Here is a 15,855-nt window from a genome sequence, read left to right as displayed (position 1 = left end):
CTTTGCTGCACAGCTACCTTATCTGAACGGTGGCTCGTTGAAGGTACGCAATTTACGCGAATGCAGTTTATCGCCTTCGGCCCGCAGCAAATCGATGGCGCAAATGCCAATCTGCAGGTGTTCGGAAATCGCCCCTTCATAGAAACGGTTAGCCTGGCCTGGCAGTTTGATCTCACCATGCAAAGGCTTATCCGACACGCACAGCAGCGTGCCATAAGGCACCCGGAAACGGTAACCCTGAGCGGCGATGGTGGCGCTTTCCATATCCACCGCGACCGCGCGGCTGAGGTTGAAGCGCAGGGCGGAAGCCGAATAGCGTAACTCCCAGTTGCGGTCATCGGTGGTCACTACCGTGCCGGTTCTCAGCCGCTGTTTAACCTGATCGCCCGGCATACCGCTGACCTGTTTGGTGGCGTCATAAAGCGCACGCTGGACTTCAGCAATGCTTGGGATCGGGATATCTGGTGGGAGTACGGCATCCAGCACATGGTCATCACGCAGATAAGCATGCGCCAGCACGTAATCGCCAATGGTCTGGCTTTCGCGCAGGCCGCCACAGTGACCAATCATCAGCCAGGTGTGCGGGCGCAGCACCGCCAGATGATCGCAGATCGTTTTGGCGTTGGAAGGGCCTACTCCGATGTTGATCAGCGTGATGCCCTGACCATTTTTGGCGATCAGGTGCCAGGCAGGCATCTGATGATTTTTCCACGCCAGGCCAGAGAGCGCCTGCTGCGGGTCTGAGGTTTCTGCCGTTACAAAAATGCTGCCTGCGCAGGAGAGGGCTTCGTAAGGCGAAGCCGGATCGGCGATCTGCTCACAGCCCCAGCGCACAAACTCGTCCACATAACGCGTGTAGTTGGTGAACAGCACGTAAGACTGGAAATGTTCCACCGGCGTTCCAGTGTAGTGACGCAGCCTGGCTAACGAAAAGTCGGTGCGCAGCGCATCAAAATGCGACAGCGGGAAAGCTTCGCCAGGCTGGTAAAGGCCATCGGCATTTTCATCGCCGATCTGCGCCAGTTCGGTGGTAGGGAAATGTTTTGCCAGCCCGGCACTCATGGTGCGATCCAGCCCCAGATTGGAGCCATCGATCACATAAGGGAAAGGGATTTCCTGTGCGGAAGGTTTCACTTCCAGCGTCACCGGATACTCACCGGCCAACATCTCCAGCTGTTCGGAGAGGTAATGGCGGGCCAGCGCCGGGCGGGTCACCGTAGTAGCGTAGCTGCCGGGGCGCGTAAAACGGCCAAAGGCGCGGGTCAGGCGGTGAGCGGATTCATCCCCTTGCCAGCTGACGCGAAGTTCAGGATAGACAAACAGACCACGGGCACGGGCAGCCTCATCCGGCAGTTTACCGCTGCTGATATAGGTGGTAATCGCCTCCCGCAGGGCGGTCACCGCCTCTTCATAGAAAGTTTCAAGCTTGTCCAGTGCTTCGTTAACAGATAAGCCTTTAGCGGCTGAAGGCTGAGTCATAGTATCTCCCTGTTCGATGTTTAACATTCTCTTCACAGCATGGTAGCCGATCTGTCTGTCTGGCGCATGACAAGGTGAGCGTTAAGAATTCTGATTTTGTGGATTACACCAGGGTAATGAAATTTAACTGGAAGCGATTGCGCACCGTCTGTCGTCGGTGATTGGAATGGACAGAATTATAGTGCTGCAGAAAGGACTTATTAAGGAAGAGGGCACGCATAATGAGCTGGTCCAGCAGGAAGGTAGCTATTATACCCTATGGAAAGAGCAGGCCCACTTATGACACAACGCTCATTTACTCTCGCACATAAGCCACTCGAAACTTCCTGCTTGTAAGAGTAGCATCTGCACGGACGAACCAGGGACGGGCAACGCTGTCATTCAGTTAAAACTGTACAGGCGTGGTGCCTTTTGAATAGCTATAGCTGCGAAGATATCGTTATCGGGTTTCTGTGTGGGGGATGTGTAACAGCATCCCCACTGTTTACGCAGGCGAGTTAAGTTTCACTGCGGGAAAAGAGTTTGATCCCCGCTGCGCGGGTAACCTCAGTTAAGGTGGTAATAGTGGGATTGCCCTTATCTGAAAGCGTTTTATAAAGCTGTTCGCGTGACAGGCCAGACTTTGCTGAGATTTCGCCAATGCCACCACGGGCGTCCACTACGCGCCGGAGTGCCGTTAAGAACGCACCTATACCGCCTTCCTCGTAAATATCTTCCAGCGCTGTTTGCAGATACATTTCCGCGTATCCGGGCGTTTCACGAATGAACTCAATAACCGCATCATCGTGAGACACAGATTTTGGAAATTTTTTCATCGTCTTCCCCTTGATTGATAGATTTTCCAGTTGCTTACAGCATTATTTATATCGTCGTCCTGACTTTTTTTGTCACCACCCCCCAGCAATATCACCATCTCTTTCTGCTCAAAGGCATAATAGAGCCGGTAACCGGGACCGTAATCAATACGCATTGCCCAAATGCCTTCCCGCAGATATTTATGATCGCCGAAATTACCCTCTTCGGCCCGGTCAAGCCGGGTATCGATCTTTGTGACAGCTTTGAGATCCTTTAATCCTTTTATCCATTGTGTGTAGGGGATATTGCCCTGGTCATCACAAAAACGGCTGAGCGTATATTTCATGATCCTCATCTTCCTTAATGTGCGGCAGTGTATTTTATAAAATACATTCTGACCATGCTTTTTTCGGTTGTTTGTGAAGCAGAACCGTTTTAACAGAAGATGATTGAGGGCGCAGAGACAGGGAGAAAAGCTGCGAGGCGTCCCGGAAAATGTTACTCCAGCCACACCGCCTCGCGGATCTTAATCGCTCTGGGTAATAAACCCAGGGCATAGAAGCGGTCCGCTATTGCCTGCTGCTGGCGAATAATGGTCAGATCCATACGCTGGGTCTGATGGCTGCGGCGCGAAAGGGCGTGTGACAGGGAATCAGTGGAGAGCCCCAGTTCGGCTGAGAGCAGCGTGGCGGCTTCAGTACGTTGAGTATCAATATAGCGTCCGGTTTGCTCCAGCGCCGTCAGCAGCGTGGGCAGCAAATCGCCGGAGCGGGCAGCGAATTCACGGTGGGCGAGATAGAACTGATGGTTACTGACGCGCCCGACACCGTTGGCGATCACCCGCAGTTGCCCCCCTTGCTCGGCGTCGCTGAGCAACGGATCCCACATCATCCAGGCGTCCACCGCATGCAGGTCACTGGGCGTCAGCGGATATTTTGGCGGAGCATACACCACGCGCACATCGTCCAGCGTCATACCGGCCTCATCCAGGATCTGCACCAGCAGATAATGCACGTTCGAACCTTTGTTTACCGCGATACGCTTGCCGCGCAGATCGGCAATGGTGTGAACCTGGCTGTGCCCTGGCACCAGCAGAGCCACGCTTTGCGGCGCGGCGGGTTCCCAGGCAACGTAAAGCAGACCGTTTTTATCGGCCTGGGAGAATATCGGCGGCACTTCGCCGGTAGTGCCAAAATCAATCTCGCGATTAGCCAGCGCATGTAACAGTTGGGGGCCAGCAGGAAATTCACTCCACAGCACGCTGATCCCGCGATCGGCAAATTCTGCTTCCAGCGACTGACGTGCTTTCAGAATGCCAAGATTGCCAAACTTCTGATAACCAATACGCAATTCACGCTCCGGCGGCACTCTGGCGCTGGCACCGGGCGGGATGGCGCTCACCAGACTGCGGCGCGGCTTAATCAGACCCAGATAGCCGAGCTGGGTGCGCAGCGTATTACGGCTGATCCCCAGCAGCGCCGCCGCCTGGATCTGATTACCCTGACTCAGTTCAAGAGCATTGCGCACCAGTGCGCCAGTAATACGTTGCCAGCTTTGCCCGTGGTTGCTCTGAAGCTGCTGGCGCATAAAGTCATCCAGCGCACCATCCCCTTCTGCCAGCCGCTCATGACTTAAGGTACTCAGCCGCAGCTGGTCTGGCGCGATCAACGGCTCCTTACTCAGCAATACCGCATTATGCAGAGTGTTCTCCAGCTCGCGGATATTCCCCGGCCAGGGATAAGCCATCAGCGTTGCCAGCGTATCTTCACCCAGCCGCAACTGTGGACGCCCAAGGCGGCGTGCATAAAGCGTCAGAAAATGTTCAGCCAGCAGCGGAATATCTTCCCGCCGCTGACGCAATGGCGGCAGGGTCACCGCCGCCACATTGAGCCGGTAATAGAGGTCTTCGCGGAAACGCCGTTCACGGATCGCCAGAGCCAGATCGACATGGGTGGCGGCGATCACCCGCACGTTAACTTTCACCGGGCGGCGCGAGCCAACGCGGGTCACTTCCCGCTCCTGCAAAACACGCAGCAGTTTGACCTGTAACGGCAGGCTCAGCTCGCCAATCTCATCCAGCAGCAGGGTGCCGCCTTCCGCCGCTTCAAACCAGCCCTGATGACGTTCGGCTGCGCCGGTAAATGCGCCTTTTTCATGGCCAAACAGCTCGGATTCGGCAAGGCTTTCGGTCAGTGCGCCGCAGTTCACCGCCAGAAAAGGCTGCTGGCGACGTGGGCTGTGGTGATGCAGATAGCGTGCCACGCCCTCTTTGCCGGTGCCGGTTTCACCGACGATTAGCACGGTGGCATCGGTCGGGGCCAGCCGATCCAGCACGCTCTGAAAGGCGATCGATGCCGGGTCGATCAGGGTGGGGCCATAATTCTGCATCGCGTTACCTGCAAGGAGATAAAACCTGACGCCACAATAACGCCAGAAAATGGCACCGGCGAGAGGAGTAAACGCGATTTCCTGCTGCAAATGCAGCACAGGGCGCACAAGGTTGCTGCATTTGCAGCAGGCGTGCTGGTAGTTATATCAATATAAGATATTGATAGTTAACATTAAAAATGAATTTTCTGTTCTGGCACATTTCCTGCTGTGAGGTTTATAACCAAAGTCTTACTTTGTATCCAATAAATTCATATATCGTTATATAGGAAAATGATAATGAGCGAGAAAGCACAGGAAAATATCAATCTCTTCTGGTTTTTGCCCACCCACGGCGACGGGCGCTATCTCGGCACCACTGAAGGGGGGCGCGCGGTGGATCTCCCCTATTTACAACAGATTGCCCTGGCTGCGGATAACCTTGGCTACTACGGCGTGCTGATCCCAACCGGCAAGAGTTGCGAAGACTCCTGGCTGGTGGCCTCCGCGCTGGCACCCATTACGAAAAAATTACGTTATCTGGTGGCGGTACGGCCCGGATTGCAGCCGCCAAGCCTGGCCGCACGGATGGCGGCAACGCTGGATCGCCTTTCGGAAGGTCGCCTGCTGATCAATGTGGTTACCGGCGGCGATCCGGTTGAAAACAAAGGCGATGGCATCTTCCTCACGCATGCTGAACGCTATCAGGTGACGCGGGAATTTCTTGAGGTCTACTCCCGTCTGCTGAAAGGCGAGAAGGTAGATTTCCACGGCGAACATATCCGCGTCGAAGGGGCGGAAGTGCTGTTCCCGCCGGTGCAGGAAGAGGGCCCGCCGCTCTATTTTGGCGGCTCTTCTGAGGAAGCCATCGAGGTTGCTGCGGGTCAGATCGATACGTATCTCACCTGGGGCGAGCCGGTGGCTCAGGTTGCAGAAAAAATTGCCGTGGTCCGTCAACGCGCTGAAGAACGTGGCCGCACGCTGAGTTATGGTATTCGTCTGCATGTTATTGTGCGCGAAACCGAAGAAGAGGCCTGGGCAGCAGCGGACCGTCTGATTGCTCATGTGGATGAAGAGACCATTGCCGCCGCGCAGAAGATTTTCGCGCGGATGGATTCCACCGGTCAGGCCCGCATGAGCGCGCTGCATGGGGGTTCGCGCGACGGACTGCGTATCGCGCCCAATCTGTGGGCGGGTGTTGGCCTGGTGCGCGGCGGTGCCGGTACTGCGCTGGTCGGCAGCCCGGAGCAGGTGGCGGAACGTATCCGCGAATATCAGGCGCTGGGTATTGAGAACTTCATCTTCTCCGGCTATCCCCATCTGGAAGAGGCGCATCGCTTCGCCGAACTGGTAATGCCGCTGCTGCCGCTGGCATCGAATGCTGAAAAGCGTCAGCGCACGATTAATACCGGGCCATTTGGTGAAACCATCGGGGGCGATCGCCGTCCGGATAAACGCACCAGCTGAAGAGAGCGGAGCAAAAGTATGGCTGACAGGCATATTGTGATTATCGGCGGAGGATTTACCGGCACTGCGCTGGCCATTCATCTTGCGCGTCAGGGCGGGGCCGGGCTGCGCGTGACGGTGATTGAGCCGCGCGAGCAGCTGGCCGCCGGAGTCGCCTACAGCACCCGCGATCCGGCGCACCGCATCAATGTACCGGCCAGCCGTATGCAGCTTTCAGCGGCGGAGGAAGGGGATTTCGATCGCTGGTTTCGCGCCGCACCGGCATTTAAAAGCGATCCTGCTGCGCAATGGGAAGATGGCAGGGTCTATCCTCAGCGGGGCCAGTTTGCCGCTTATATCCGCGAACAGTATCGCCTTGCCGGTGAACACTCGGCGGTGCAGCTTAGCCATGTGCGGGACAGGGCGGTGGCTTTACATGATGGCAAGGTGCTGACCGCCTCAGGCGAAACATATCAGGCTGATGAGGTGGTGCTGGCGATCAGCCATCCGCCTCCGGCGCTCCCGGCAATCCTGGCGCGCACGCTAAGCGATCATCCCGCGCTGATTGCCAATCCCTGGCTGGATGATGCGCTGGTAAAAGTGGCGGCAGACGATCGGGTGGCGATTATCGGCACCGGGCTGACCATGTCTGATGTTGTGGCTTCGTTGCACCACCAGGGGCATCGCGGGCTGGTAGTGGCTTTTTCCCGTCGGGGGCAACTGCCACGCGACAATCTCAGCGGGGATTATCAGCCGCTGACGCTGGACTACCGCCGTCCGCAGCTTACTACGGCCCGCGGCTGGCTGCGCCGTATCCGGCAGGAAGTGGCGCTGGCTGCTGAACAGAATCTGCCCTGGCAGCTGGTGCTGGATGATATCCGGCTGAATGGTCAGCGCCTGTGGCAGCAGCTCTCACTGGATGAGCAGCGGCGTTTTCTGCGCCATCTGCGTCCGTGGTGGGATGTGCATCGTTACCGCATTGCGCCGCAGGTCAGCGCGGTTCTGCAACAGTGGCAGGCCAGCGGTCAGCTGACTGTGCAGGCGGCAAGACTGACTGGCGTGACTGCTGAAGGGACAAAGATCGCGCTGGGGTTGCAGCTACGTGGAGGTGCAGCGGAAACCCTGAGGGTGGATAAGCTGATCGTCACCACCGGTCCGGCACACGGGGCGCTGCTGAACAGCGACGACCTGCTGCGGCAGCTAGCCGGTGAAGGCGTGATCCAGGCGGATCCGCTGGCGCTGGGGATTCTGGTGAACCCGCAGTCTCAAACCCTGAATATTGAAGGCATCGCCAACCGCCATCTGTATGTGGTTGGTCCGGCGGCACGCGCCCGCTTTGGCGAGCTGATGGGGCTGCCGCAGGTGGCGGAACATGCCGAATCGCTTGCGCGGCTGTTACTTTCGACCCCCCAGGTGCCCGCCGATCCCGGGCGATGTCCTGGTTCACTGAATACTTATTAATTTATTTAGCCCTGATTAAAACAATTACCGCTCAGGGTATTTAAATTAATAAAATCCTGGCGCGGGAAATATGCGCCGGAATTTTGTTTTCCTGTCAGCTTATCCATTTATCGTACTGATAATGTGGTGTTTTTTATCGCCTGCTTAACGGCGGTTCTTTAGCAAAATATAAGCTATGCGATGCCGTATATGTCATAAGACAGAGTGGTTTTTTATTATTATCATCAGCTAAATTTATCCGCTTTTCCGGTTATTGGCCTGTGCCATAACTGATTTCGCCTGCCTGTTTATCAAGGGAAATATATGAGCGACATTGCCAGTGTTATACCGCAACTTTTGCAGCCTGCTGAACCCGCACAGGTTATCTCCAGCCATGATCAAGCGATCCGCGCTGCCCATGCCGTCGCTGAGCTGGCGACAGGTGATGCCGCACTCCGCGACCGCGATCGCATCTACCCGCTGGAAGCCTTGTCGCTGTTCAGCCGCTCGGGTCTGGGCAGTATTTCGGTACCGCGCGCCTTTGGAGGCGGTGGGCTGAGTTATCAGACGGTGGCGGAAGTGTTCCGCATTATCTCCGCTGCCGATCCTTCGCTGGGGCAAATCCCGCAAAACCATTTCGGCATTATTCAGTTTGTGCGGGATGAAGGCACGCCGGCGCAACAACAGACGCTGTTTAGCGCAGTGGTGGCGGGGCAGCGTCTGGGCAATGGCGGACCAGAGAAAAATACCCGTCATACCCGTGAAGTGCTGGCGCGTCTGCACAGCACTGAACAGGGTTTGCGGCTCACCGGCGAAAAGTTCTACTCCACCGGAGCGCTGTTCGCCAACATTGTAGTCACCACCGCCGTTGACGACAGCGGGCAGGCGGTAATGGCTTTTGTCCCGCGTCTGGCCGCCGGTCTGGAAATTATTGATGACTGGTCGGGGATCGGTCAGCGCACCACCGCCAGCGGCACCGTGCGCTTACAGGCGGTCGCCGTGGACGCCGGGCTGGTGGTGCCTTTACCCGCGCCGGAGAAACCTGCGTTGCGCGGTCCGGTTTCACAGCTGATTCAGGCCGCCATTGATGCCGGGATAGCGCGCGGTGCTTTTGATGAAGCCTGTGCGTTTGTCCGTCAGCATTCGCGCCCCTGGGTGGATGCTGGCGTGGATCGCAACAGTGACGATCCCCATTTACAGGCGGATCTTGGCCGGGTGTACGTGGAGTTGAGCGCCGCCGATGCGCTGTTAAGGCGAGCCGCCAGAATCCTTGATGGCATCAATGCCGCCAGCCTGGATGCGGAAAGTGCCGCTCGTGCCTCCATTGCCGTCGCTGAAGCGAAAGTGCTGACCACCCAGGTGGCGCTGAAAGCCAGCGAAAAGCTGCTGGAGTGGGGCGGTAGCCGCGCGACGCTGAGTGAGCACGGTCTTGATCGTCACTGGCGTAATGCCCGCACCCACACGCTGCACGATCCGGTGCGCTGGAAATATCACGCCATCGGTAACTACTACCTCAACGGAATTTTCCCGGCGCGTCACGCCTGGATTTAAGGAACCCCCTATGACCCAGAGCCAGGTGAAAGCCAAAACCCCTGCCAGCGTAATTTCCTCACCGGAGCAGGCGCTGAATGTCGCGCGTGAACTGGCGCAGAGCTTTCGTGCTGAGTCCGCTCAGCGTGACCGCCTGCGTGAACTGCCTTTTAAACAGCTGGAGGCGCTGTTCGCTTCCGGTCTTGGCGCGATTACCGTGCCGGCAGTGTTTGGTGGCGTGGCCGTACCCACAGCCGTGCTGGCGCAGGTAATGACAATTCTCAGTGAGGCGGATGCGGCCATTGGTCAGATCCCGCAAAACCATTTCTATGCGCTGGAAGTGCTGCGCGTAAACGGCAGTGAGGCTCAACAGCGTCGCCTTTATCAGGAGGTGCTTGAGGGTGTTCATCTGGGCAATGCGCTGGCCGAGTTTGGTTCCGCAGCGGCCCATTACCGCACCACTTCAGTGCTGCCTGATGGCGACAGTTATCTGCTGCAGGGCAAAAAGTTTTATGCCACCGGTGCGCTGTTTGCTGACCGGATCCCCACCGCTGCCCGCGATGCCGGGGGCAGGGAGCAGCTGGTGTTTGTGCCGCGTTATCAGGCCAACGTTACGGTGATTGATGACTGGTCAGGCTTTGGTCAGCGTACCACCGGCAGCGGAACGGTGGTTTTTGATCGCGTCCGGGTTAACGCTGAGGATATCGTGCCGTTTCAGAGCGCTTTTGAGCGCCCGACCACCGTCGGGCCTTTTGCGCAGATTATGCATGCAGCTATCGATCAGGGTATTGCCCGTGCGGCGTTCAGCGATATGCTCAACTTTATCAATACGCGCGCGCGGCCCTGGCCCGACTCCGGCGTTGAACGCGCTAACGAGGATCCCCTGACTGTCGATCGTGTCGGGCAACTGGCGGCCCGTTTGCAAGCCGGAGATGCCCTGCTGACTGAGGCGGGCGACACTGTCGATGCGGCCCAGCGCCATCCCGATGCCAGCCATGTCGCTGAGGCATCAGTACAGGTTGCCATCGCACGAGCCTGGACCACGGAAGTGGCGCTGGAAGCGGCAAACCTGCTGTTTGAACTCTCCGGCACCCGTTCCGCGCTGCGTGAACATAATCTTGACCGTCACTGGCGTAATGCCCGCACCCATACGCTGCACGATCCGGTGCGCTGGAAGTATCCGGTGATTGGCAACTATGTGCTTAACGGTGTGCTGCCGCCACGCAGGGGGACGCTATGAGCCAGCCGGGCAAAAAAATCCTGCTCAACGCGTTCAACATGAACTGCGTCGGCCATATTCACCACGGCATGTGGACCCATCCGCTGGATCGCTCCACGGAGTTTAACAATTTACATTACTGGCTGGATCTGGCGCGTACGCTGGAGCGCGGGCTGTTTGATGGTCTGTTTATCGCCGATATTCTCGGCGTTTACGACGTCTATCAGCAGGGGATTAACTTAACCGCCAGCGAGGCGATCCAGCTGCCGGTTAACGATCCGCTGATGCTGGTGTCGGCAATGGCCAGCGTGACCGAACATCTTGGCTTTGGTCTGACCGCCAACCTCAGTTATGAAGCGCCTTATCCTTTTGCCCGCCGTTTTTCCACCCTCGACCATCTGACCAAAGGACGGGTGGGCTGGAATATTGTCACCGGCTATCTCGACAGTGCCGCCCGCGCGATGGGGCAGACGCAGCTGCTGGGGCATGACCAGCGCTACGATCAGGCCGATGAGTTTCTTGATGTCAGCTACAAGCTGTGGGAAGGGAGCTGGCAGGACGATGCGGTGATTAACAACCCTCAACAGCGTCGCTATGCCGATGCCAGCAGGATCCACCCGGTGCGCCATCAGGGTGACTATTATCAGGTCGAAGGTTATCACCTCTCGTCACCCTCTCCTCAACGCACGCCCCTGCTGTTTCAGGCAGGCAGTTCAGCGCGCGGCATCCGCTTTGCTGCCCGTCATGCGGAATGCACCTTTGTTAACGGCAGTACGCCCCAGGCGATGCGCGCGCAGGCCGATAAGCTGCGTCAGGCGGCACACGATGCTGGAAGAGAACCAGAGGATCTGAAGATTTTTATGGGCATCTCGGTGATTGTTGCGCCGACCGAAAAACAGGCAAGAGAGAAGCATCAGGAATATCTGCGCTACGCCAGCCCGGAAGCCGGTATTGCCCATTTCTCCAGCTCCACGGGTCTGGATCTGGCGCAGTTCGGGCTGGATGAGCCGATCCACAGCGGTGCCACCAGGGCGATCCAGTCAGTCAGCCAGGCCTATAACGGCTGGACCCGTCGGCAACTGCTGGAACAGCATGCGCTGGGTGGGCGCTATGCGCTGATTGTCGGGGATCCGTCGCAGGTGGCAGAGGCGTTGATCGGCTGGATCGATGAGGCCGGTATTGATGGTTTTAATCTGACGCGCATCGTTAATCCGCAAAGCTATATCGACTTTATCGATCTGGTGGTGCCGGAACTGCAACAGCGGGGCCGTTATAAAACCGCTTATTACTCCGGTTCACTGCGAAAAAAATTATTCGGTCACGACCGGTTACCGTCGCGTCATCCGGCTGCCCGCTGGCGAATCGCCGACCAGATTACTCAAAAATAAATGCTAATTACTTTTAAGGAATACTCATGTCTTTAAGCAAAAATTTAATACTCGCCGGGATGCTGATCGCTTCATCCGTCGCTTCTGCGGCAAATTATCAGGGGCCGTTAAAGGTCGGCACCACTTCGGCATTTGCTCCGCCGCTGGAAACCACAGTAGCTGAGGCGAAAAAGCAGGGGCTGAACGTCGATCTTATTGAGTTCTCAGACTGGACGGCCCCTAACGTCAGCCTGGAGAACGGCGATATTGATGTAAATCTGTTCCAGCATCAGCCGTTTCTCGACAATGCCAATCAGCAGGGCGGTTTTCATCTGGTGAAGTATGCCCCGGCGATCATCAATAACGTCGGACTCTATTCAAAGAAGCACAGCAGTCTGGATCAGATCCCGCAAGGGGGAACAGTGGCGATTGCCAACGATCCAATCAATGGCGGGCGTGGCCTGCTGTTACTGCAAAAAGCCGGGCTGATCAAACTCAAGCCGGGAGCGGGGCTTAAATCCACCCTGGATGACATTGTAGATAACCCAAAAAAGCTGAAGATTATTGAGGTGGAAGCGGTACAGCTGTCGCGGTCGCTGGAGGAAGTGGATCTGGCGCAGGGTTATCCGCACTATCTGCGCGCCTCCGGGGTGATTGATCCCAATAACGCGCTGCTGTTTGACGGCCTGGAACATCCGGAATATGTGATTCAGTTTGTGATCCGCGACGGCCATCAGGACGATCCGCGCCTGAAGAAATTTGTCGATATTTATCAGCATTCACCGGTGGTGCGCGCCAGCCTCGATAAATTCTATGGCAAGCTTTATCAGCCTGGCTGGAGTCAGTAATTATGGTGAGTATGCCGTGGCCAGAGAGCCAGGAAAGCAGCGTGGAACTGAGCCTGGCGCAGGCGGGGCCGGAACATATCTCGATAAGCGGGCTGTGCAAACGCTATGCCGGTCAGCAGGTTGATGCGCTGCATAATATTGACCTGCAGATTGCCCGTGGCGAAATCTTCGGCATCATCGGGCGCAGCGGTGCAGGCAAGTCTTCGCTGATCCGCTGCCTGAACCGGCTGGAGAGTCCAGGTGCTGGCAGCGTGGTGATTGATGGTGTGGATATCGGCACGCTGTCATCCACGGAACTGGTGGAGTGGCGGCGCACCACGGGGATGATCTTCCAACACTTTAATTTGCTGTCAGCCAAAACCGTACGCGAAAACATCGAGCTGCCGATGCGGGTGGCGGGTGTTGCCCCTGGACCGCGCCAACGCAAGGTGGATGAGCTGCTGGCGCTGGTGGGGCTGGAAGATCGTCAGCACGCTTATCCGGCGCAGCTTTCCGGCGGGCAGAAGCAGCGGGTAGGGATTGCCCGCGCGCTGGTTCATGAACCGAAACTGCTGCTGTGCGATGAGGCCACTTCGGCACTGGACCCGGAAACGACCCGCGCCATTCTTACGTTACTGCGCGAGATTAACCGCCAGCAGGGGATCACCATAGTGCTGATTACCCATGAAATGCAGGTGATACACGATCTCTGCCATCAGGTGGCGGTGCTGGAGCAGGGAAGGGTGATTGAACGCGGCCCGGTCTGGCAGGTTTATGGCGATCCGCAACATGAAACCACCCAGCTGCTGCTCAATCCACAGCATGACAGTTTGCCTGAGCCGCTGAAAAACCGGCTGATTGCCCACCCCGTGACGGACGACGTCAGGCCACTGATCTGCCTGAGCTATACCGGGCAGGGCGCGGTGCCGCAGCTGGCAAAACTCAGCGCGCTGCTTGGCGATGATATTACGCTGGTGCAGAGTGCGCTGGAGTGGGTGCAGCAGAGGCAGATAGGTCAGATCCTGCTGCTGGCGGCACCTGGGGCGCAGCTATTCCATAAAGAAATTATCCCGGCAGAGCTAGCCGATCGCGTGGAGGTGCTGGGCTATGTCACTACAGCTTGATCGTTTATGGCAGGGGTTGCTGGATACGCTGATGATGGTTGGCGTTTCCTCACTGGCGGCGCTGCTGCTGGGACTGCCGCTGGCGGTGATTCTGGTCATTACCGACCGGGAAAATTTGTTTGCCAGCCCGCTGCTGAATCGCCTGCTTGGCTGGCTGGTTAATCTGTTCCGCTCGATCCCGTTTTTAATCCTGATGGTGGCGCTGATCCCCTTTACCCGGCTGATAGTCGGCACCACTTACGGCGTCTGGGCCGCTATTGTGCCGCTGACGCTGGCCGCCACACCCTTTTTTGCCCGTATTGCCGAGGTCAGCCTGCGTGAAGTGGATAAGGGGCTGGTGGAAGCGGCTCAGGCGATGGGTTTCCACCGGCGGCATATCATCTGGCATGTTCTGCTGCCGGAAGCGCGGCCGGGGATTGTCAGCGGCTTTACCATTACCCTGGTCACCATGATTAATGCTTCCGCAATGGCCGGGGCGATAGGTGCAGGAGGACTGGGCGATCTCGCCTATCGCTACGGCTATCAGCGTTTTGATACCCAGGTGATGATCACCGTGATTGTGGTGCTGGTGGCGCTGGTTACTCTGTTGCAGCTTTCTGGCGACCGTTTGTCACGGCGTCTGAATCACCGCTGATCCACGCAGGGTCTGCGAGCTGGTTTGAGACTGTGGAGTTGCGCGTCGGAAAGGGGGCGAAAAGTTGGAAGCAAAAAGCCCGCTCAGGTAACCCTGAGCGGGCTTTTCTATGTATGGCTCCTCTGACTGGACTCGAACCAGTGACATACGGATTAACAGTCCGCCGTTCTACCGACTGAACTACAGAGGAATTGTTTCAACGGGGCGCATGTTATCGGCGGTGCGACTCAATGTCAAAGGGCGAATGCAAAATTCGCGACTGATTGCTGGCAAAACCAGCGATACGGTGCTTTTCCCACCCATCTGCCTGAATTGCAATCTCTTGCGCCAGATCCCACTTTAATCGTAATCCCTGACGGATGTTAGAGGTGTGTCAAATTTTTGTTGTTTGATGATTTTAAAACAGGCGTTTCGGTGCTTTCATATTGAAAATTTCATATGACGTAATTATGAAACAAATGAACTGAATTATGTGATGTCGGTCATTGTGTAAAAAAACGAAACGATATTTTAAAAATAACTTAATGATTTAAAACAAATAATATCAAGGAGTGCGTCAGCCAGTCAGGTCAGACCAGACCCCCTGTTTCCCCTGTATTTTAATCAAGCCGCCGGTGAAGTTGCGTGAGTGCAAAAGAAATTTTCATTCGATGTCACAGCCAGCCTGCGCATACTAACGATAAAAAGGGCTTAGCCATGAACGTGAAAAAAACGATTTTAGCGTCGCTGTTAGTGTGTATGTTGCCGGTCTCTGTGTTTGCTAAAGATGTGCAGGTCGGTGTTTCGATGGCGCTGTTTGATGACAACTTCCTGACTATTCTGCGCAATTCAATGCAGAAAGAGATGCAGAAAGAGAACGTGAAAGGGCAGGTGGAAGACGCAAAAGGGGATGTTTCTCAGCAGCTTTCTCAGGTGCAAAGTTTTATCAGCCAGGGCGTCGACGCCATCATCGTTAACCCTGTCGACACCAATGCGGTGAAACCGATTATGGATCTGACCAGCAAAGCGGGCATCCCGCTGATTTTTGTCAACCGCCAACCCGCCCAGACACTGACGGATAAAATGGCCTATGTCGGCTCGGATTCAGAACTTGCAGGCCGTTTGCAAATGGAAGCTCTGGCAAAAAATATGAACTATAAGGGCAACATTGCCATCCTGCTTGGTGACCTGGCTAATGAATCAACCCGCAAACGCACCGCCGGGGTTAAAGCCGTGATCGCGAAATATCCAGGGATGAAAGTCACCAAAGAACAAACTGCAAAGTTTATGCGTAACGACGCAGTAGACGTGGTCAGCAACTGGTTAACTGCCGGCGATGATATTCAGGCTATCGCCGCCAACAACGATGAGATGGCGATCGGTGCTTTACAGGCTTTAGGCAAGAATGATGCAAAAATCCAGGTCGCCGGGGTTGATGGCACACCAGATGCTCTACAGATGATCAAAAACGGCAAGATGGTTGCCACTGTCTTCCAGGATGCCAAAGGCCAGGGAGAGGGCGCTGTACAGACCGCAGTGAAACTGGCAAACGGCGAGAAAGTTCAGAAGGTTGTGGATATCCCGTTCCAGCTGATTACTAAAGAGAACTACGAAAAATTCACCAGCATGAATCAAAAATAACCCCGCC

13 protein-coding genes and 1 tRNA gene are annotated in these 15,855 nt (G+C 56.2%); 9 read left to right on the top strand and 5 right to left on the bottom strand.

The annotated features are described in order from the left end of the window. Positions 1–18 precede the first annotated feature (18 nt). The 4 genes from VRC33_RS14640 to VRC33_RS14625 all read right to left on the bottom strand — a co-directional run bounded on the left by VRC33_RS14640 (position 19) and on the right by VRC33_RS14625 (position 4,662). Positions 19–1,479 carry an AMP nucleosidase gene (locus VRC33_RS14640; RefSeq protein WP_338557028.1) on the bottom strand — a complete coding sequence of 487 codons (1,461 nt, stop codon included), beginning with the start codon at positions 1,477–1,479 and terminating at the stop codon, positions 19–21. A 497-nt stretch (positions 1,480–1,976) separates the two neighbouring features. Next, positions 1,977–2,294, bottom strand: coding sequence for an addiction module antidote protein (locus VRC33_RS14635; protein WP_338557026.1), 318 nt, complete (start codon positions 2,292–2,294; stop codon positions 1,977–1,979). Next, complete coding sequence (locus VRC33_RS14630; RefSeq protein WP_338557025.1) at positions 2,291–2,620, bottom strand: type II toxin-antitoxin system RelE/ParE family toxin; 330 nt, start codon at positions 2,618–2,620, stop codon at positions 2,291–2,293. Before VRC33_RS14630 ends, VRC33_RS14635 begins: the two co-directional genes overlap by 4 nt. 152 nt (positions 2,621–2,772) lie before the next feature. After that, positions 2,773–4,662: an aliphatic sulfonate ABC transporter substrate-binding protein gene (locus tag VRC33_RS14625; protein WP_338564904.1), complete on the bottom strand. Its 1,890-nt coding sequence runs from the start codon at positions 4,660–4,662 to the stop codon at positions 2,773–2,775. Between the two features lie 279 nt (positions 4,663–4,941). Here VRC33_RS14625 and ssuD point away from each other — a divergent pair, with 279 nt between their 5' ends. The 8 genes from ssuD to VRC33_RS14585 all read left to right on the top strand — a co-directional run bounded on the left by ssuD (position 4,942) and on the right by VRC33_RS14585 (position 14,228). Further along, entirely contained in the window at positions 4,942–6,108 is a 1,167-nt protein-coding gene (gene ssuD, locus VRC33_RS14620) for an FMNH2-dependent alkanesulfonate monooxygenase (protein WP_338557023.1), read from the top strand. A gap of 18 nt (positions 6,109–6,126) precedes the next feature. Beyond that, a complete protein-coding gene (locus VRC33_RS14615) occupies positions 6,127–7,548 on the top strand; it encodes an FAD-dependent oxidoreductase (protein ID WP_338567355.1) in 1,422 nt (473 codons plus the stop codon). Positions 7,549–7,851: 303 nt separating this feature from the next. Continuing rightward, complete coding sequence (locus tag VRC33_RS14610) at positions 7,852–9,078, top strand: SfnB family sulfur acquisition oxidoreductase (RefSeq protein ID WP_338557019.1); 1,227 nt, start codon at positions 7,852–7,854, stop codon at positions 9,076–9,078. Positions 9,079–9,088: 10 nt separating this feature from the next. Then, positions 9,089–10,297 carry an SfnB family sulfur acquisition oxidoreductase gene (locus tag VRC33_RS14605; protein WP_338557017.1) on the top strand — a complete coding sequence of 403 codons (1,209 nt, stop codon included), beginning with the start codon at positions 9,089–9,091 and terminating at the stop codon, positions 10,295–10,297. Continuing rightward, positions 10,294–11,664 carry an LLM class flavin-dependent oxidoreductase gene (locus VRC33_RS14600; RefSeq protein WP_338557016.1) on the top strand — a complete coding sequence of 457 codons (1,371 nt, stop codon included), beginning with the start codon at positions 10,294–10,296 and terminating at the stop codon, positions 11,662–11,664. Before VRC33_RS14605 ends, VRC33_RS14600 begins: the two co-directional genes overlap by 4 nt. A 26-nt stretch (positions 11,665–11,690) precedes the next feature. Continuing rightward, positions 11,691–12,491, top strand: a complete 801-nt coding sequence (locus VRC33_RS14595; protein WP_338557014.1) for a MetQ/NlpA family ABC transporter substrate-binding protein — start codon at positions 11,691–11,693, stop codon at positions 12,489–12,491. Positions 12,492–12,493: 2 nt separating this feature from the next. Further along, positions 12,494–13,594, top strand: a complete 1,101-nt coding sequence (locus tag VRC33_RS14590) for an ATP-binding cassette domain-containing protein (protein WP_338557012.1) — start codon at positions 12,494–12,496, stop codon at positions 13,592–13,594. Next, complete coding sequence (locus tag VRC33_RS14585) at positions 13,578–14,228, top strand: methionine ABC transporter permease (RefSeq protein ID WP_338557010.1); 651 nt, start codon at positions 13,578–13,580, stop codon at positions 14,226–14,228. The genes VRC33_RS14590 and VRC33_RS14585 overlap by 17 nt, the downstream gene beginning before the upstream one ends. A gap of 114 nt (positions 14,229–14,342) precedes the next feature. Here VRC33_RS14585 and VRC33_RS14580 read toward each other — a convergent pair. After that, positions 14,343–14,418: transfer RNA gene (locus VRC33_RS14580), tRNA-Asn, on the bottom strand. A gap of 506 nt (positions 14,419–14,924) precedes the next feature. On the opposite strand from VRC33_RS14580, the gene VRC33_RS14575 reads away from it, so the two are divergent. Continuing rightward, positions 14,925–15,848, top strand: coding sequence for a sugar ABC transporter substrate-binding protein (locus VRC33_RS14575; RefSeq protein ID WP_338557008.1), 924 nt, complete (start codon positions 14,925–14,927; stop codon positions 15,846–15,848). The last annotated feature ends 7 nt before the right edge of the window (positions 15,849–15,855 follow it).

This window comes from Erwinia sp. E_sp_B01_1 (assembly GCF_036865545.1).
GTDB lineage: Bacteria > Pseudomonadota > Gammaproteobacteria > Enterobacterales > Enterobacteriaceae > Erwinia.
This window is presented reverse-complemented; position numbering and strand designations above follow the sequence as displayed.